Raw genomic sequence first — 18249 nt, forward strand, 5'->3', positions numbered from 1 at the left:
TAATGGATCGGCCGGGCGAAACTACGCATTTTGGCTTCAAAGACGTTCCCCTGGGGGACAAGCAGACGCTGGTGAACGATGTGTTTCACAGCGTGGCGTCGCGCTATGATTTGATGAACGATTTGATGTCCGGCGGCCTGCACCGGGTCTGGAAGGACATTATGATCAACACGCTCGACCCGCCCCGCGGCGACCGGCCGTTCGCGCTGCTCGACGTGGCCGGCGGCACCGGTGACATCTCGTTCAGGGCCGCCAAGGCGGCGGGCCCCGGCTTCCACGCCACCGTCTGCGACATCAATTCCGACATGCTCGCCGTGGGCCGCGAGCGCGCCGCCAAGCGTCATCTCGAGAGCCAGGTCGATTTCGTCGAAGGCAATGCCGAAGCGCTGGCCTTCGCCGACCGCAGCTTCGACGCATATACGATCGCTTTCGGCATTCGCAACGTGCCCCAAATCGACAAGGCGCTGCGCGAGGCCTATCGCGTGCTCAAGCCCGGCAGCCGTTTTCTCTGCCTGGAATTCTCCACGGTCGAGGTGCCCGGGCTCGACAAGCTCTATGATCTGTTCTCGTTCAAGGTGATCCCGCCGCTCGGACGCATGGTCACTGGCGATGCCGAGTCGTATCAGTATCTCGTCGAATCGATCCGCAAGTTTCCCAAGCCCAACGCCTTCGCCGACATGATTCGCGAGGCCGGCTTCTCCCGCGTCAGCTGGCAGACCCTGACCGGCGGCATCGTCGCACTGCATTCGGGCTGGCGTTTGTGATTTCTGCCATCACCCACATCACGCGCCTGATCCGCGCTGCGTTCGTGTTTGCGCGCGAGGGCGTGTTCGGCGCCGTCGACCCGAGCCTGGTGCCGCCGCCCGGTCAGCTTGCGCTGAAGCTGGCGCGTCTCGTCGAACGCCGCGGCGTCAAGCAGGGACCGCGGCTCTCGCGCGCGTTGACGCGCATGGGCCCGGCCTATCTCAAGCTCGGCCAGTTCCTCGCAACGCGCCCCGACGTCGTCGGCTTCAACATGGCCCGCGACCTCGAAAGCCTGCAGGATCGCCTGCCGCCGTTTTCGCAAGCCGAGGCGGAAGCCGCGATCGCGACGTCGCTGGAGCGGCCGCTGAAGGATATTTTCGTCACATTCGGCCCGCCGGTGGCGGCCGCCTCGATTGCGCAGGTGCATCGTGGCGAAGTGATGCGTGACGGCATCCGCAAGGCAGTGGCGGTCAAGGTGCTCAGGCCCAACGTGGCCTCGCGCTTCCGCCGCGACCTCTCCGATTTCTTCTACGTCGCGCACAAGGCCGAAGCCTATTCGGCCGAGGCACGGCGGCTGCGCCTCGTCGAGGTCATCAACACCATGTCGCGCTCGGTCGCGATGGAGATGGATTTGCGGCTTGAAGCGGCCGCGCTGTCGGAGATGGCGGAGAATACGGAAGGCGATCCTGATTTCCGCGTACCTGATGTCGACTGGGACCGCACCACGCACAACGTGCTGACGATGGAGTGGATCGACGGCATCGCGCTGAACGATCACAAGCGCCTGGAAGAGGCGCAGGTCGATCTGCCCGATCTCGGCCGCAAGGTGATCCAGAGCTTTCTGCGCCACGCGCTGCGCGACGGCTTCTTTCACGCCGACATGCATCCGGGCAATCTGTTCCTCGATGACGCCGGCCGCCTCGTCGCGGTCGATTTCGGCATCATGGGCCGGCTCGGCATGAAGGAGCGGCGCTTCCTCGCGGAAATCCTGCTCGGCTTCATCACCCGCGACTATCGACGCGTCGCCGAAGTGCATTTCGAGGCGGGCTATGTACCCTCGCATCACTCGGTCGAGAATTTCGCGCAAGCGATCCGCGCCATCGGCGAACCGATCCACAACCGCACCGCCGAGGAGATCTCGATGGCGCGCCTGCTCACGCTGCTGCTCGAGGTCACCGGCCTGTTCGACATGACGACGCGGCCCGAGCTGATCCTGCTGCAGAAGACCATGGTGGTGGTCGAGGGTGTGGCGCGCGGCTTCGATCCCAGGCTCGACATCTGGAAGGTCGCCGATCCCGTCGTCCGCGAATGGATCGAGCGCAATCTCGGACCTGTCGGCCGTATCCAGGGCGCGATGTCCGGCGCCGGTGTGCTGGGTCACCTGCTTTCGAAACTACCCGAGATCGCGAACCGCGCCGTCACCGTGCTGGAGCAGATGGAAGACATGACTCGCGAGGGTCACTTCCTGTCGCCGGACACGATCGAGGCCTTGGGTCGCAAGGAGGCCAAGAAAGCCCGTGTCAGCACAATCGCGCTCTGCGTCATCGCTGCCGCCTCCATCGGCATTCTCGTCGCCCTGTTGCGCATGTGATTGCATTGCAATCACGCTAATGATAGCATCGCTATCATTCCGTGCTGGAGGGCGTCATGGCAAGCCTGACCATCCGTAAGCTCGACGACACCGTCAAAGCCTATCTGCGGCTGCGCTCGGCCAGGAATCACAGGTCGGTCGAGGAAGAGGTCCGGGTCATCCTGCGGGAGCTGATCGAGGGCCGTGAGGAGCCGCTGACGCCGTTCTCGGCGCCGCCCGAGGCATCTCCCGCGCCGGCGCCCGTGCGCTCCAGCGCCGTCCCCGAGGCCAGCGTCACCCTCATTATCGGCGGCGGGATCGCGGCCTTCAAATCGCTCGACCTGATCCGCAGGCTGAAGGAACGGCGCATCGAGGTGCGCTGCGTACTGACCAAGGCGGCCGAGCAATTCGTCACGCCGCTCTCGGTCAGCGCGCTCTCCCATGAGCGCGTCTATATTGATCTGTTCGATCCCCAGAGCGAGTTCGACGCCGGCCATATCCGCCTGGCGCGCGACTGCGACCTGATCGTGGTGGCACCGGCGACCGCCGATCTGATGGCGAAGATGGCAAACGGCCATGCCGACGATCTCGCCAGCGCCATCCTGCTCGCGACCAACCGCAAGATACTTCTGGCGCCGGCCATGAATCCGCTGATGTGGAACAACGCCGCGACCCGCCGCAACGTCGCGCAGCTTCAGCGCGATGGCGTGCTGCTGATCGGCCCCAATTCCGGCGAGATGGCGGAAGCGGGCGAAGCCGGCGTCGGCCGCATGTCGGAAGCAATCGAGATCGCCAATGCTGCCGAGAAACTGCTACGGCCGCCGCTGCCGCGGCCGCTCGCCGGCAAGCGCGTGCTGATCACCGCGGGCCCCACGCACGAGCCGATCGATCCGGTGCGCTATATCGCCAACCGCTCCTCCGGCAAGCAGGGTTTTGCCATTGCTGCCGCAGCGCAAGCCGCGGGCGCGGAAGTGATCCTGGTGAGCGGCCCTGTGGATCTCGACGATCCCGCCGGCGTCACCGTGAAGCACGTGGAATCGGCGCGGCAGATGCTGGAGCAGGTGCAATCGGCGCTTCCCGCCGACATCGCGATCTTCGCTGCCGCCGTCGCCGACTGGCGCGTTGCCGTCGAGGGCGAGCAGAAGCTGAAGAAGACCGCGGCCGGCATGCCGCCGCTTCAATTGGTCGAAAACCCCGACATCCTCGCCACGATCTCGAAGCTCGCCGACAAACGTCCGCCGCTGGTGATCGGCTTCGCCGCCGAGACCGAGCATCTCATCGACAACGCGAAGTCGAAACTCGCGCGCAAGGGCTGCGACTGGATCGTCGCCAACGACGTCTCGCCTGCATCAGGCGTGATGGGCGGCGACCGCAACACCGTGCATCTCATCAGCAAGAATGCCGAGAACAACGGCGAGCTCACAGTTGATTCCTGGCCCGTCATGACCAAGGAACAGGTCGCCATCGAACTGGTCGCGCATATCGTGAAAAGCGTGACCGACAAATCCGTCGACAAATCGTTGGAGCCGGCCTCTTGAGCAGCAAAGTCACGGTCGAACTGCAACGCCTGCCGCACGCGGAAGGCTTGGCCCTGCCGGCGTACCAGACCGCAGAGGCCGCCGGCCTCGATCTGATGGCGGCGGTGCCGGAGGGCGAGCCGATGACGCTCGCGCCGGGCCAATACGCGCTGGTGCCGACCGGGCTTGCGATTGCCTTACCGCCCGGGCACGAGGCCCAGGTGCGGCCGCGCTCCGGCCTTGCGGCCAAGCACGGCGTCACCGTGCTGAACTCGCCCGGTACTGTCGACGCCGACTATCGCGGTGAGATCAAGGTGATCCTGATCAACCACGGCCCGGCGCCATTCGTGATCAAGCGCGGCGAGCGCATCGCGCAGCTGGTGATTGCGCCCGTGGTGCAGGCCGCGCTGGTTCCGGTGGCGACGCTGTCGCCGACCGATCGCGGCGCCGGCGGGTTTGGGTCGACGGGGCGGTAAGCCGAGCTGCGAGTTGGTCTCACCTCTCCCGCTTGCGGGAGAAGTCGCGCCGAAGGCGCGGGTGAGGGTTCTTTCCTCCGGGGGAGTGTCCCGGTGTGGAGAGAGCCCTCTCCCCAACCCTCCCCCGCAAGCGGGGGAGGGAGCGCACCTTGCTTCGCGGAAACAATCTCATCAGCCGCTAACACCCAGCACCACCAACCAAATCACCGCAGAATTACGTGAGGCTGGAACTCCTCGCCGCGCATTTTTTTGGGGCCGGGTTTGCGTTCACGGTCTGGACTCTTACCGGTGGAGTCGCGGTGGGGGTATTGTCGTTTGATTCGCGCGCGACGGGGGTCGCCGCGAGGTCAATTCGTGCGGTCTTGGGGCAACTATGTCAGGCGTGATCGTGTCGATGCGTCGGACGCTGCTGTCGTGCACTTCGTTGGCGCGCAACAGCCTGTTGGGAGGCGCTCTCGCGGCGCTGTTGCCGGCTGAGCCGGCTGATGCCGCCGACCTCGTCGACACACTCTCGATATTGCTGGATTTCAACCGGCAGGAGCTCGCGGTGCTCGCCACCGCGCTGGCTCTGCTCGGCTTCACGGTCGTGGCTGCAATCCTGTTGATGCGGACTCGCGTGCGCACGGCCAAGAACGAGGCGGCGCTGCAGGAGCGGATCCGGGAACTCCAGTTGCAGACCGACCGCTTCGGCGCACTGCTGTTCGCCGAGCCGCAGATCCTGATCTCGTGGCCGGCGGGCGATGATCGCGCGCAAATCTCGGGCGACATCTCCATGGTGGTGCCACGCGACTCGTCGCCGCAGCGCGTGCTCGCCTTCGGAACCTGGCTGCCGCCGGAACCGGCGCTGCAAATGGATCACGCCGTCGACGGCTTGCGCGAGCGCGGCGATGGTTTCCAGCTGACGCTGACCACCGCCAACGGCCATACGCTGGAAGCGCTGGGCCGCGCCATCGGCGGCCAGGCCATTGTCCGGATTCGCGAACTCTCCGGCCTGCGGCGCGATCTCGCCGAGACCAATCTGCGCTACAAGGCGCTCTCGGACGAGACCGAGATGCTGCGCGGCTTCGCCACCGCCGCGCCATGGCCGATCTGGGCCAAGGGCGAGAACGGCGCGCTGACCTTCGCCAATCCGGCCTATGTGCGGGCGACCGAGGCCACGAGCATCGCGGATGCCCAGGACCGCAGGCTCGAGCTGCTCGATAGCGCCGACCGCAGCGCGATGGAGCGCAGCCTGAAGGATACCGCTCACTTCACCTCGCGGCTGCCGATCGTGATCAGCGGCGAGCGGCGCATGTACGACGTGCGCTCCGTCAATGTCGGCCACGGCAGTGTCGGTGTCGCGATCGACGCATCCGAAGCCGATGCCCTGAGCGCGGCGCTGGTGCGGATGGCGGAGGCGCATCGCCGCACGCTCGACCAGCTCTCGTCGGGCGTTGCCGTGTTCGACGGCCAGCGCCGTCTTGCCTTCTACAACGATTCCTACCGGCGGCTGTGGGACCTCGATCGCAATTTCCTCGACACCCACCCCGACGATTCCAGCGTGCTCGACCAGCTTCGCGCCGCGCGCAAATTACAGGAGCAGCCTGATTTCCGCGCCTGGAAGGCCAAGCTGCACGAGGCCTATCGCGCGGTCGAGGCCGCCAAGGACACCTGGTACCTGCCCGACGGCCGCGCGCTCTCGGTCGTCACCACGCCGAACCCCGAGGGCGGCGTCACCTATCTGTTCGACGACGTCACCGAGAGCCTCGAGCTCGCCCGCCGCTTCGACGGCATGATCCGGGTGCAGCGCGAGACGCTGGACAGCCTCGCCGAGGGCGTCGCCGTGTTCGGCAGCAACGGCAAGGCGCAGCTGTTCAATCCGGCTTTCCTGCGGATGTGGAAGCTCTCCAACGACGCCATGCGCGAGGAGCCGCATATCCAGACCGTCGAAGGCTGGTGCCATCAGCTGTTCGACGATCCCGTGGTGTGGCGCCAGATCCGCGAGGCCATCACCTCGATCGAGAACCGCAGCGACGTGCCGCTCAAGCTGGAGCGCAAGGACGGCAGCGTGCTCGACGGCATGATCCGGCCGCTGCACGACGGCGCGACCATGCTGACTTTCCTCGACATCACCGACACCGAGAATGTCGAGCGCGCGCTGCGCGAGCGCAACGAGGCGCTGGAGGCGGCCGACCAGATGAAGGTGGATTTCGTCCACCACGTCTCCTACGAGCTGCGCTCGCCGCTCACCACCATCATCGGCTTCGCGCATTTCCTCAGCGATCCCTCGACCGGGCCGCTGACGCCGAAGCAGGCCGAATATCTCGACTACGTCACCAAATCGACCAACGCGCTGCTGGCGCTGACCAACAACATCCTCGATCTCGCCACCATCGATGCCGGCGCCATGAAGCTGGAGCTCGGCCCGGTCGACGTCAGCAAGACCATCGAGCTTGCCGCCGAAGGTATCCAGGACCGGCTCGCCACCGATCGCATCCGCCTCAAGGTCGAGATCGCGCCCGATGTCGGCAGCTTCATCGGCGACGAGAAGCGCGTGGTGCAGGTGCTCTATAACCTCCTCGCCAATGCCGTCGGCTTCTCGCCGCAGGATTCCACCGTCGGCATCAGCGCGCGCCGCACCGAGCGCAGCGTGGTCTTCATTGTGACAGATTCCGGACCTGGAATACCTGCCGACATGAAGGACAAGGTGTTCAACTGGTTCGAAAGCCGCTCGCAAGGCTCGCGTCATCGCGGCGCCGGCCTCGGGCTGTCGCTGGTGCGCTCCTTCGTCGAGCTGCATGGCGGCAAGATTCAGGTGGATTCGGTCGTCGGCAAAGGCACGGTCGTCACTTGCGACTTCCCGACCGACCAGGCGGCGCATCGCGACGCCGCCGAATGAGCGAACCCGCCAAACTCTCCGTCGCGCTCCACAACGAGACGGCGACCGCGCAATTGATGGCCGACCTCGCGCTGCTGGTCGGCCCCGGCGACACCATCACGCTGACAGGGGATCTCGGTGCCGGCAAGACGGCCGCGGCCCGCAGCCTGATCCGCTATCTCGCCGGCGACGACGCGCTGGAAGTGCCGAGCCCGACCTTCACGCTGGTGCAGAGTTACGAGCTCGCAGCCTTTGCCGTGATGCATGCCGACCTCTACCGCGTCGAGGACGAGAGCGAGCTCGAGGAGATCGGATTGTCGCCGCTGCCCGACGCGACGCTGGTGCTGATCGAATGGCCCGAGCGTGCGCCATCGGCCATGCCTGAAGACCGCATCGACATCGCGCTGACACATCGCCCGGCGCTGGGCTCGAATGCGCGCGCCGCCGACATCACCGGCTACGGCAAGAGTGCAGCCACCGTTGCTCGGCTGAAGACGCTGCGCGAATTCCTCGAGGCGTCAGGCTATGTCGATGCGACGCGCAAGCACATGCCCGGCGATGCCTCGACGCGCTCCTATGCGCGCCTGATCCGCGACGACGGCAGCGTCATCCTGATGAACTCGCCGCAGCGCCCGGATGGCGCTGCGACCTACAATGGAAAGTCCTACAGCGCCGCGGTGCATCTGGCTGAGAACATCAAGCCGTTCGTCGCGATCGACGAAGGTTTGCGCGCGGCGGGGATCTCGGCGCCGAAAATCCACCATTGCGACCTCGACCATGGCTTTCTGATCTCGGAAGATTTCGGCAGCGAAGGCGTGATCGAAGGCAATCCGCCGCGGCCGATTCCCGAACGCTATGAAGCCGCGACCGACGTGCTGGCCGTGCTCCACGGCAAGACGCTGCCGGAGACGCTGCCGCTGGACGGGCAGACCTATGCCATTCCGGCCTGGAACACCGAGGCGCTGCTGATCGAGATCGGCTTGATGGCTGAATGGTATCTGCCCGATCGCAACGCGCCATTGAGCAGCGAGAAGCGCGCGGAATTCTTCGCGATGTGGCGCGAGCTCCTGAAGAAGCCACTGGCCGCGCCAAAGACCTGGGTCATCCGCGACTACCATTCGCCGAACCTGATCTGGCTCGCGGATCGCTCCGGCATGGCGCGCGTCGGCGTGATCGACTTCCAGGACACCGTGCTCGGCCCGCGCGCCTATGACGTGGTGTCGCTGCTTCAGGACGCCCGCATCGACGTGCCCGAGAGCCTCGAGCTGACGCTGCTGTCGCGCTACATCAAGACGCGCCGTGCAGGAGACGCGAGCTTCGATGCGGCCGGCTTTGCCGAGCTCTATGCCATCATGTCGGCGCAGCGCAACACGCGCCTGCTCGGCACCTTCGCCCGGCTCAACCGCCGCGACGGCAAGCCGCATTATCTGCGCCACCAGCCGCGGATCTGGACCTATCTTCAGCGCTCGCTCGCGCATCCGGCCCTCGTGCATTTGCGCGACTGGTATCTCGCCAACGTCCCGCCGCCGCAAAGGCCGCCTGGAGGCTGAGCCGGAACCGATTTACCGGCTGTTAGCCATCACACCGGTATCATCGCCCGCGGGCAGCCGGACAAGGACGGGCTGGAGCTTGAGGCAGATGGCGGTCAAGACGGATCATCGCGGGAATAACAGGGTTGTTTTCGAGCGCGGGGTTTTGGCCCAGATGATGGGCATTGACGGCACCTGGCGGCGCGAATGCACCATGGAGGACGTCTCCGAGAGCGGCGCCAAGCTGACCATCGACGGCTCGGTCGAGGGTCTGCATCTGAAGGAATTCTTTCTGGTGCTGTCGTCCACCGGGCTCGCTTATCGGCGCTGCGAACTGGCCTGGGTGAATGGCGACCAGATCGGCGTCAATTTCCTGAAGGTCGGCGACAAGAAGAAAAAGGCGCGTTCCACAGCCGTCGGGGCGTGACGGCAACACACGTCGCACAACCGTCACGGCGGGAGCTTAAGGCCGTTGAGATGCGGTGCGGCCGACTGCGGTCCGTGCTAGGATTGCTGCAAACGCGAATTCGAGGTTCGAGAAAGCCAAAGCATGTCCGTCAAACCGACCAAAGCCATGGTGCTCGCCGCGGGGTTCGGCCTGCGCATGCGTCCGCTGACGGACAAGATGCCGAAGCCGATGGTGCCGGTGGCCGGCCAGCCGCTGCTCGACCACGTGCTCGACAAGCTCGCCCAGGCCGGCGTCACCGACGCAGTGGTCAACGTGCACTATCTGCCCGACCAGATCATCGCGCACACCAGAGCGCGCCAGCATCCGCGCGTGACCATCTCGGATGAACGCGACCAGGTGCTCGGCACCGGCGGCGGCGTGGTCAAGGCACTGCCGCTGCTCGGCGATGCGCCGTTCTTCCACGTCAATTCCGACACGCTGTGGATCGACGGCGTGCGCTCCAATTTGACGCGGCTCGCGGAAAATTTCGACCCCGCAAGCATGGACATCCTGCTGCTGATGGCGCCGACCGCAACCAGCATCGGCTATAGCGGCCGCGGCGATTACGGCATGCTGCCCGACGGCGCCCTGCGCAAGCGCAAGGAAAAAGAGATCGTCCCGTTCGTCTATGCGGGCGCGGCGATCCTGTCGCCTAAGATCTTCGAAGGCGCGCCGCAGGGCGAATTCTCGCTGACCAAGATGTTCGACCGCGCCAACGAGCAGGAGCGCCTGTTCGGCCTTCGCCTCGACGGCGTCTGGATGCATGTCGGCACGCCCGATGCGGTCCACGCCGCGGAAGAGGCTTTTCTGGAGAGCGTGGCGTAGGGGCCGCTCCTGTGTCCCCGACGCGGTGCGGCGCGAAGTGCCGCTCCGCAGAGCCGGGCACCACGTCGCCACAATCACTATGACGCAGCATGGGCCCGGCTCAGCAACGCGTCATTTCTTGCCGCGTTGCATCCGGGGCACGCGACCGGTCGCAAACAGCGGGGACTATCTCCTCCCCACCCATGACCATTCTCGCCCGCGTCCCTATATTGCCTGATCCTTCGAATCAGGCAGCTCATGCGCGTATTCAGCGTTCCCCTCTCGGTTCCGTTCCTGCGCACGATCGTCACGAGCCTGCTCGACGGCCGGCTGGTCGAGGGATTCGAGGCGCGCAAGGAACCGGCGCGGCTGGCTGACGCGACGCTCTATCTGCCCACACGTCGCGCCATGCGCGTGGTGCGCGAGATCTTCCTCGACGAGATGGCAGCCGACGCCGTCGTGCTGCCGCGTATCGTCGCGCTCGGCGATATCGACGAGGACGAGCTCGCTTTCGCCGACGAAGGCGAGCCATTTTCAGGCACCACGCCGCTCGAGATTCCGCCGCGGCTCGGCGAGCTCGAACGGCGGCTGACGCTGGCGCAACTCGTCGCCGCCTGGGCCAAGGGCCCGGTGCTGGCGCCGCTGGTGGTCGGCGGCCCCGCCTCGACGCTGGCGCTGGCCGGCGACCTCGCGCGCCTGATCGACGACATGGTGACGCGCGGCGTCGACTGGAGCAAGCTCGACGGGCTCGTGCCTGACATGCTCGACCGCTACTGGCAGCACTCGCTCGAGTTCCTGCGCATCGCGCGCGTTGCCTGGCCCGCTCATCTCGCCGAGATCGTCAGGATCGAGCCGGCGGCGCGGCGCGATCTCCTGATCGCGGCGGAAGCAAAGCGCCTGACCGCGCATCCGCATGGCCCGGTGATTGCGGCCGGTTCGACCGGCTCGATGCCGGCCACCGCAAAATTCCTGCATGCGGTTGCCTCGCTGCCGCACGGCGCCGTTGTGCTGCCGGGTCTCGACACCGATCTCGACGAGGAAGCCTGGCGGATCATCGGCGGCAGCAGGGACCTGCTGGGCGTCACCGAGAATCCCACCTCGAACCATCCGCAATATGCGATGCACGGATTGCTCCAGCGCTTCGGCATCAAGCGCAGCGACGTCGAGATCCTGGAGCCAGCTGCACCGCACGGGCGCGATCTCCTTGCTTCCGAATCAATGCGGCCGTCGAGCGCAACCGAGAAATGGCATGACCGGCTGAAGCAGCCGGATGTCGCCGCGAAGATCGCAGGCGGCATGAAGAACCTCGCCGTGGTCGAGGCGCCCAATCCGGAAATGGAAGCGCTCGCGATCGCCATCGCCATGCGCGAGGCGCGGCATCTCGACAAATCAGCGGCGCTGGTGACGCCCGACCGCGCGCTGGCGCGCCGCGTGATGGCCGCGCTGACGCGATGGGATCTCGCCTTCGACGATTCCGGCGGCGACGCGCTGATGGAAACATCCGCCGGCGTCTTCGCGCGCCTTGTGGCGGAGACCGCGACCAGGGGCTCGGAGCCGCCGACGCTGCTGGCGATGCTGAAGCATCCGCTGTGCCGGCTCGGCCGCGCACCCGGCGCATGGAAGGCGGCGATCGGGGATCTGGAGCTTGCGGTCCTGCGCGGCACGCGCCCGCCCGCGGGCACCGGCGGTCTGCTCCGCGAATTCAATCGCTTTCGCGAGGAGCTGGCAAAGCTCTGGCGCAGGGAAGTCTCCGCGCTGCACGCGGCCGAGCCGCGCGCGCGTCTCAAGGCGGAAGATCTCGATGGCATCCAGGCGCTGATCGATTCGTTGCAGAAAGCCCTGGCGCCGATCGAGAGCCTCGCAGCATCAAAGCCCTTCGACTTTGCCGAGCTCGCGCACCGCCATCGCGAGATCATGATCGAGCTGTCGCGCGACGAGCAGGGCATTTCGCTCGCCTTCGAGGAGCGCGAAGGCCTCGCGCTCGCCGGCGCCTTCGACGATCTCCTGCGCGGCGGCACCACCAGCGGATTGATGGTGACGCTGCCCGATTATGCCGACGTCTTCCAGACCGCGTTCAGCGACCGCGCGGTACGCCGCAGCGACAAGCCCGGCGCGCGCCTGCAGATCTACGGCCCGCTGGAATCGCGCCTGATGCAGGCCGACCGGATCATCATCGGCGGGCTGATCGAGGGCGTCTGGCCACCGGCGCCGCGCATCGATCCCTGGCTGAGCCGGCCGATGCGGCATGAGCTGGGTCTCGATCTGCCGGAGCGCCGCATCGGGCTCTCCGCGCATGACTTCGCCCAACTGCTCGGCGGCAATGAAGTCATCCTCACCCATTCCGCCAAGGCCGGCGGCGCACCGGCCGTCGCCTCGCGCTTCCTGCATCGGCTGGAAGCTGTTGCGGGCGACGAACTCTGGATGGCGGCTGTCCGCGCCGGCGAAAAATACGTGCAGTTCGCAGGCGCGCTGGACCAGCCCGCCGAGGTCAAGCCGATCAAGCAGCCCGAGCCGCGACCGCCGCGCGCGACGCGGCCGCTGAAGATGTCGGTGACCGCGATCGAGGACTGGCTGCGCGATCCCTACACGATCTACGCCAAGTACATCCTGCGGCTCGATGCGCTTGATCCCGTCGACATGCCGCTGTCGGCGGCCGATCGCGGCTCGGCGATCCACGATGCGATCGGTGAGTTCACCGAGACCTACGCTGCACGCCTGCCCGATGATCCCGCCCGCGTGCTGCGTGCGATCGGCGAAAAGCATTTCGCGCCGCTGATGGAGCGGCCCGAGGCACGGGCGCTGTGGTGGCCGCGCTTCCAACGCATCGCGCGCTGGTTCGGCGAGTGGGAGACGGCGCGGCGCGACGCGATCGAAGCCATCACCGCGGAAACCCGCGGCGAGATCTCGATCCGGCTCGACCAAGAGCGCAGCTTCATTCTCTCGGCCCGCGCCGACCGCATCGAGCGGCGCCAGGGCGGCGGCTGCGCGATTCTCGATTACAAGACCGGCCAGCCGCCGACCGGCAAGCAGGTCCGCATGGGCCTGTCGCCGCAGTTGACCCTGGAAGCCGCGATTCTGCGCGAGGGCGGTTTCCCCGACATCGACGCCGGCGCGTCGGTGAGCCAGCTCGTCTATGTCCGCCTCAGCGGCAACAACCCGCCGGGCGAGGAACGCATCCTGGAGCTCAAATACAAGCCGGGCGACGAGCCGCAGCCGCCCGATACGGCTGCAGCCGAAGCGCGGGCCAAGCTGGAGGCGCTGATCCGCGCCTTCGACGACGAGAACCAGCCCTACACCTCGCTGAACCTGCCGATGTGGACCAACCGCTACGGCGCCTATGACGATCTCGCCCGGATCAAGGAATGGTCCGCGGCCGGCGGCCTGGGGATCGAGGAATGGTAAGGCTGCCGCGCCCCATCCCCGACGAGGTGCGCGCGCGGCAGGCGCGCGCATCCGATCCGACTGCGTCGGCCTTCGTGTCGGCCAATGCCGGCTCGGGCAAGACGCATGTGCTGGTGCAGCGCGTGATCCGCCTGCTGCTATCGGGCGTGCCGCCGGAAAAGATCCTCTGCATCACCTTCACCAAGGCCGCCGCCGCCAACATGGCGGAGCGCGTGTTCACGACGCTGGGACATTGGGTGACGCTCGACGATACCAGTCTCGATGCCGCGATCCGCGCCGTCGGCATCCCCCATCCCGATCGCAAATTACGCCGGGAGGCGCGAAAGCTGTTCGCCTGCGCGCTGGAGACGCCGGGCGGATTGAAGGTGCAGACCATCCACGCGCTCTGCACCCGCCTGCTCCAGCAATTCCCGTTCGAGGCCAACGTGCCGGCGCGGTTCGCCGTCATGGACGATCGCGACCAGACCGACATGATGGAGCGCGCCAATCTGAAAGTGCTGCTGGAGGCCGCGCGCGATCCTGACAGCGTCACCGGCCGCGCATTGCTGACCGCGATGGCGAGCGCCGCCGACGTCACCTTCAAGGAGGTCGTGCGCGAGGCGTGCCTGAGCCGCGACCACTTCATGGCCTGGACCGACGAGGCCGGCAATGCGGGGGCTGCGGCCGAACAGATGGCAGCCGTGCTGGGCGTCGACGCGAGCGACCGCATCGAGGATGTCGAGACCGAAATCCTCGACGGCCCTTTCCTGCCGCGCTCGCGCTGGGACGATATCGCCTTCGCGCTGGAAGACGGCAGCAAATCCGACAACGACCAGGCGGGCCGCCTTCGCGAGGCCAAGGCGTTTTCCGGCGCGGCGCAGGTCGATGCGTATCTGTCCGTCTTCCTCACCGACGAGAAGCTGCCGCGCAAGGCGGTGCTGACCAAGAAGTTCGGCGAGCAAAATCCGTCCGTTGCGCGGCTGTTCGAGAACGAGGCGTCTCGCCTGTGTGGCCTGATCGAGAAGCGCCGCGCCGTCACCATGCGTGACCGCACCGCGGCCCTCCTGCACATCGCGACCGCCGCCGCCGCAAACTATCGCCGCGAGAAGCAGGAACGCGGTCTGCTCGACTACGACGATCTCATCGACAAGACGCTGGCGATGCTGAATCGCATCTCCTCCGGCTGGGTGCATTACAAGCTCGACCGCGGCGTCGATCACGTGCTGATCGACGAGGCCCAGGACACCAGCCCGCGGCAATGGGACATCGTCGCGCACATCATCTCGGAGTTCACGGCCGGCGAAGGCGCACGCGAGGGGCTCAACCGCACGGTGTTCGCGGTCGGCGACGAGAAGCAGTCGATCTTCTCGTTCCAGGGCGCGGCGCCCCACGAATTCGACGCGCGCCGGCGCGAGCTGCACCGCAAGTTCACCGCGGCCGGGCTGAAATTCGATCCGGTCGCTTTCACCTATTCGTTCCGCTCGGGTGCTGCGATCCTGCATTCGGTCGACCACGTCTTCCGCGATCCCGCGATCTACAGGAGCATCCACTCGGTCGAGATCGGCCATCCCCTGCACAACGCGCTGGCCGATGCCGGCCCGAGCGTGATCGAGCTGTGGGATCTCGCCGAGGCCGACGACCGACAGGAGATCGAGGGTTGGCGCGCGCCGTTCGACGGCGTCGCCGTCACCAGCCCCGAGGTCAAGCTCGCGCGCCGCATCCAGGCCGAGATCAAGCGGCTGGTCGAGAGCGGCACGCTGACGGGGCACGAGGGCGAGCGACGCCCCCTGCGCTATGGCGACATGCTGATCCTGGTGCGCCGGCGCGGCAATGCGTTCGACGCGGTGATCCAGGCGCTGAAGCACGCCGGCGTCCCCGTCGCCGGCGCCGACCGGCTGAAGCTGACCGAGCACATCGCCATCATCGATCTGATGAACCTCGCCGATGCGCTGCTGCTGCCGCAGGACGATCTTGCGCTGGCGGTGGCGCTGAAGAGCCCGCTGTTCGGTCTTGATGACGACGATCTGTTTCAGCTCGCTCATGACCGCAAGGGATCGCTGCGCCGCGCGCTCGGCGAGCATGCGGCTGACAGCGAGAAATTCGCGACCGTGCTGCGTCGCCTGGAAGCCTGCGAGATTCGCGCCCGCGAGGAGACGCCGTTCGCCTTCTACGCCTGGCTGCTCGGCGGCGATGGCGGCCGCGCGCGCATCCTGCGCCGGCTCGGTCATGAAGCGAATGACGCGCTCGACGAATTTTTGGAGCTGGCGCTGAATTGCGAACGCAAGGCACCGGCCTCGCTGCAAGGCTTCATGGCCTGGCTGCGCTCCGCCGACACTGAAGTGAAGCGCGACATGGAAATCACCCGGGACGAAGTCCGGGTGATGACGGTGCACGGCGCCAAGGGCCTCGAGGCCTCGGTCGTGTTCATGGTCGACACCACGTCGTCGCCCGCGGACTCCCAGCGTATCAGGCTCATCAACGTGCCGCGCGGCAATGGCGGCGAGGTGGTGGTGTGGGCCGGGCGCAAGGCGGATGATCCAAAACCCGTCGCCGACGCGCGCAAGGCGATGCTGGAGGAGACCGAAGACGAATATCGCCGCCTGCTTTACGTCGCGATGACGCGCGCGGCCGACCGCCTGATCGTCGGCGGCTGCATGCCCGGCAATATGCGGACGGTCCGCAAGCTGAGCTGGTACGACCTAATCGATACCGGGCTCACCGGCTCGGGCCTGGATAAGCAAACGGTCGAGACGCCACTCGGCAAGGTGACCCGATTCGCCCGTCCCGAGGATGCGGCGGCGCTGGGCACGCCGGCGGCATCCGAGGACCAGACCATCACCTTGCCGGGCTGGCTGCGGACGCCGGCACCGCGCGAATTGATCGACGACGATCCGGTTCGCCCCTCCGGCCAGCCGGCCGAGGAAGGCCGCGCGGTCCGATCAGGTGAATCAGTTCAGTCCCGCGCACTGGCGCTCCAGCGCGGCACGCTGGTGCACCGGTTGCTGCAGTCGCTGCCCGACCTCGCCACCGAGCGCCGGCGCGAGGCGGCGCTCGGCTTCATGGCCCGCAATGCGACTGACTGGACCGAGGCCGACCGCGCCGTTTTGGCCGACAAGGTGCTCGCCTTGATCGCCGAGCCGCGATTCGCTGCGGTCTTTGCCGCGGGCAGCCGGGCCGAGGCCGCCATCGTCGGCCGGCTGGAGCGGCCGGGCCGCTCGCCAGCGCTGGTGTCGGGGCAGATCGACCGGTTGGTGGTGACGCCATCAGAGGTTCTGATCGTCGATTTCAAGACCAACCAGACGGCTCCGAAGAGCGCCGCCGATGCGCCCGCCGCCTATGTCAGGCAGCTCGCGCTGTACCGGGCGGTGCTTTCGCGGCTTTATCCCCAAAGGCCCATCCGCGCCGTGCTGCTCTGGACCGAGACCCTTGAATATATGGAGATTTCGGCCCCCGCGCTGGACGCGGCGCTGGCATCTCTTCATCTCGGTGTGAGCGTCCTTGACCCGGCAAGGGGCCGTTCATAGGTTGACGCCATGATCCCCGGCGCGATTCCAGGTCGCGCCGATTCTCTTTCAACCGAGTGAGGTACTCCAATGGCCGTTGGCAAGGTTTCCGATAGCGATTTCGAAGCCGAAGTGCTCAAGGCGAACGGCCCCGTGGTCGTCGATTTCTGGGCCGAGTGGTGCGGTCCCTGCCGCATGATCGCCCCCGCCCTCGACGAGATCGCCGGTGCGATGGGCGACAAGGTCAAGATCGTGAAGCTCAACGTCGACGAGAGCCCGAAGACCGCATCGAAATACGGCGTGATGTCGATCCCCACCCTGATGATCTTCAAGGGCGGCGAGATGGCCTCCCGCCAGGTCGGCGCCGCGCCGAAGGCGAAGCTGCAGCAGTGGATCACCTCCGCGGTCTGATCCACGCCGCAATGCGGTGATTTTCGACAACGGCCGGCGCTTCGCCGGCCGTTTTATTTTGCTCGTAGCCCGGATGGAGCGCAGAGCTGCGCCCCATCCGGGCTACTCATCAGCGCGCTCATTGCCTTCGACGAGTGCCTGAAACATCGCGACCAGCCGCTTGGTATCGGACCCCAGTGGCTCAAAGAACGCGGTGTCGGCCTCCTCGACCGCCACCACGGCCTTGCGGGCAAGATCACGTCCCGTCTTGGTGACCGAGATTGCCTTGGCGCGCGGATCCTCGGGGTGGTCGATCCGCTGGATCAACTGCGCCGCTTCCAGCGCCCGCAGCACCTGCGACGTCGTCATGGGATCGACGCCGCAGAGCTGCGAGAGCCGCGCCTGGGTCAGCGTCTCCGAGCTACCGAACCACGTCGCCGTCGCCAGCAGCACGAATTGGGAATGCGTGAGCTCATAGGGCTGGAGCGCGGCCCGCTGCCGCCGCTGCCAGGCGTTCGAGATCTTCCAGAGCAGAAAGCCCGGGCTTTCGGCGGGGCCGGACAGACGGGTCGGGAGCGGCGACTTCGTCATCGCGTCCCTTCAGCCAGTTTGGCAAGGCTGGCCAGCACTTCGGGAAAGTCGGCGGAAACGGCCGGACCGATCTCGGCGGCCTGCGGCCCTCGGGCATCGACCGCGTAAACGATGCGCGTGCGCGCCGGGCCAAGCGGCTCGATGCGATGGACGACAAGGATGGCGAGATGGCCGACCCGCGTTTCATCGACGAAGCAAACGTTCTCGCGAACATCGACCAGGAGCGATCGCAGCGCCTCCTCGCCGGGCGGCTTCATGGTGAACCAGGTGCCTGATGCAAACGGCCCGTCGATGGCGATCTGCTCGATGCCCGCATTCCAGTTCTTCCAGGCGGGAACATCGCGAAAGATGCTCCAGATCGTCTCTGGAGAAGCCGACGTCTCGATGGCGTATTCGCTCCGCCAGGTGCTTTCGTCGCGCATGCATGACCTCCCGCTTG

13 protein-coding genes are annotated in these 18249 nt (G+C 66.5%); 11 read left to right on the plus strand and 2 right to left on the minus strand.

Translation table 11 applies throughout. The features are described from left to right. The first annotated feature begins 2 nt into the window (after window positions 1-2). The 11 genes from ubiE (at window position 3) to trxA (ending at window position 17240) form a co-directional block, all read left to right on the plus strand. Entirely contained in the window at window positions 3-764 is a 762-nt protein-coding gene (gene ubiE / locus XH91_RS00370; RefSeq protein WP_128948754.1) for a bifunctional demethylmenaquinone methyltransferase/2-methoxy-6-polyprenyl-1,4-benzoquinol methylase UbiE, read from the plus strand. Further along, entirely contained in the window at window positions 761-2335 is a 1575-nt protein-coding gene (gene ubiB / locus XH91_RS00375) for a 2-polyprenylphenol 6-hydroxylase (protein WP_128948755.1), read from the plus strand. Before ubiE ends, ubiB begins: the two co-directional genes overlap by 4 nt. A gap of 56 nt (window positions 2336-2391) precedes the next feature. Next, window positions 2392-3852 (plus strand): bifunctional phosphopantothenoylcysteine decarboxylase/phosphopantothenate--cysteine ligase CoaBC, encoded by a 1461-nt coding sequence (gene coaBC, locus XH91_RS00380; RefSeq protein ID WP_128948756.1) that lies wholly within the window; start codon window positions 2392-2394, stop codon window positions 3850-3852. After that, on the plus strand, window positions 3849-4307 hold the full coding sequence (gene dut / locus XH91_RS00385; RefSeq protein WP_128948757.1) for a dUTP diphosphatase: 459 nt from the start codon (window positions 3849-3851) through the stop codon (window positions 4305-4307). The genes coaBC and dut overlap by 4 nt, the downstream gene beginning before the upstream one ends. 373 nt (window positions 4308-4680) lie before the next feature. Beyond that, window positions 4681-7185 (plus strand): PAS domain-containing sensor histidine kinase, encoded by a 2505-nt coding sequence (locus XH91_RS00395; RefSeq protein WP_128948759.1) that lies wholly within the window; start codon window positions 4681-4683, stop codon window positions 7183-7185. After that, window positions 7182-8714 (plus strand): tRNA (adenosine(37)-N6)-threonylcarbamoyltransferase complex ATPase subunit type 1 TsaE, encoded by a 1533-nt coding sequence (tsaE, locus tag XH91_RS00400; protein WP_128948760.1) that lies wholly within the window; start codon window positions 7182-7184, stop codon window positions 8712-8714. The genes XH91_RS00395 and tsaE overlap by 4 nt, the downstream gene beginning before the upstream one ends. Window positions 8715-8802: 88 nt before the next feature. After that, a complete protein-coding gene (locus XH91_RS00405) occupies window positions 8803-9120 on the plus strand; it encodes a PilZ domain-containing protein (protein WP_128948761.1) in 318 nt (105 codons plus the stop codon). A 123-nt stretch (window positions 9121-9243) separates the two neighbouring features. Further along, window positions 9244-9966 (plus strand): nucleotidyltransferase family protein, encoded by a 723-nt coding sequence (locus XH91_RS00410; protein WP_128948762.1) that lies wholly within the window; start codon window positions 9244-9246, stop codon window positions 9964-9966. Window positions 9967-10203: 237 nt separating this feature from the next. Next, window positions 10204-13347 carry a double-strand break repair protein AddB gene (gene addB / locus XH91_RS00415; protein ID WP_128948763.1) on the plus strand — a complete coding sequence of 1048 codons (3144 nt, stop codon included), beginning with the start codon at window positions 10204-10206 and terminating at the stop codon, window positions 13345-13347. Next, window positions 13341-16850 (plus strand): double-strand break repair helicase AddA, encoded by a 3510-nt coding sequence (gene addA / locus XH91_RS00420; protein WP_164938234.1) that lies wholly within the window; start codon window positions 13341-13343, stop codon window positions 16848-16850. Before addB ends, addA begins: the two co-directional genes overlap by 7 nt. A gap of 69 nt (window positions 16851-16919) precedes the next feature. After that, window positions 16920-17240, plus strand: a complete 321-nt coding sequence (gene trxA, locus XH91_RS00425) for a thioredoxin (RefSeq protein ID WP_092289405.1) — start codon at window positions 16920-16922, stop codon at window positions 17238-17240. A 102-nt stretch (window positions 17241-17342) separates the two neighbouring features. On the opposite strand, the gene XH91_RS00430 is transcribed toward trxA, so the two are convergent. Further along, window positions 17343-17810 carry a MarR family winged helix-turn-helix transcriptional regulator gene (locus XH91_RS00430; RefSeq protein WP_128948765.1) on the minus strand — a complete coding sequence of 156 codons (468 nt, stop codon included), beginning with the start codon at window positions 17808-17810 and terminating at the stop codon, window positions 17343-17345. After that, window positions 17807-18232 carry an SRPBCC family protein gene (locus XH91_RS00435; RefSeq protein ID WP_128948766.1) on the minus strand — a complete coding sequence of 142 codons (426 nt, stop codon included), beginning with the start codon at window positions 18230-18232 and terminating at the stop codon, window positions 17807-17809. The genes XH91_RS00430 and XH91_RS00435 overlap by 4 nt, the downstream gene beginning before the upstream one ends. Window positions 18233-18249: the final 17 nt, after the last annotated feature.

It is taken from the genome of Bradyrhizobium guangzhouense (genome assembly GCF_004114955.1).
In the GTDB taxonomy this organism is placed as follows: Bacteria; Pseudomonadota; Alphaproteobacteria; order Rhizobiales; family Xanthobacteraceae; genus Bradyrhizobium; species Bradyrhizobium guangzhouense.

Coding starts and splice junctions, on each gene's coding strand:
- ubiE (WP_128948754.1), top strand. CDS start 3: ATGGATCGGCCGGGCGAAACTACGCATTTTGGCTTCAAAGACGTTCCC.
- coaBC (WP_128948756.1), top strand. CDS start 2,392: ATGGCAAGCCTGACCATCCGTAAGCTCGACGACACCGTCAAAGCCTAT.
- XH91_RS00395 (WP_128948759.1), top strand. CDS start 4,681: ATGTCAGGCGTGATCGTGTCGATGCGTCGGACGCTGCTGTCGTGCACT.
- tsaE (WP_128948760.1), top strand. CDS start 7,182: ATGAGCGAACCCGCCAAACTCTCCGTCGCGCTCCACAACGAGACGGCG.
- XH91_RS00405 (WP_128948761.1), top strand. CDS start 8,803: ATGGCGGTCAAGACGGATCATCGCGGGAATAACAGGGTTGTTTTCGAG.
- XH91_RS00410 (WP_128948762.1), top strand. CDS start 9,244: ATGTCCGTCAAACCGACCAAAGCCATGGTGCTCGCCGCGGGGTTCGGC.
- addB (WP_128948763.1), top strand. CDS start 10,204: ATGCGCGTATTCAGCGTTCCCCTCTCGGTTCCGTTCCTGCGCACGATC.
- addA (WP_164938234.1), top strand. CDS start 13,341: ATGGTAAGGCTGCCGCGCCCCATCCCCGACGAGGTGCGCGCGCGGCAG.
- trxA (WP_092289405.1), top strand. CDS start 16,920: ATGGCCGTTGGCAAGGTTTCCGATAGCGATTTCGAAGCCGAAGTGCTC.
- XH91_RS00430 (WP_128948765.1), bottom strand. CDS start 17,810: ATGACGAAGTCGCCGCTCCCGACCCGTCTGTCCGGCCCCGCCGAAAGC.
- XH91_RS00435 (WP_128948766.1), bottom strand. CDS start 18,232: ATGCGCGACGAAAGCACCTGGCGGAGCGAATACGCCATCGAGACGTCG.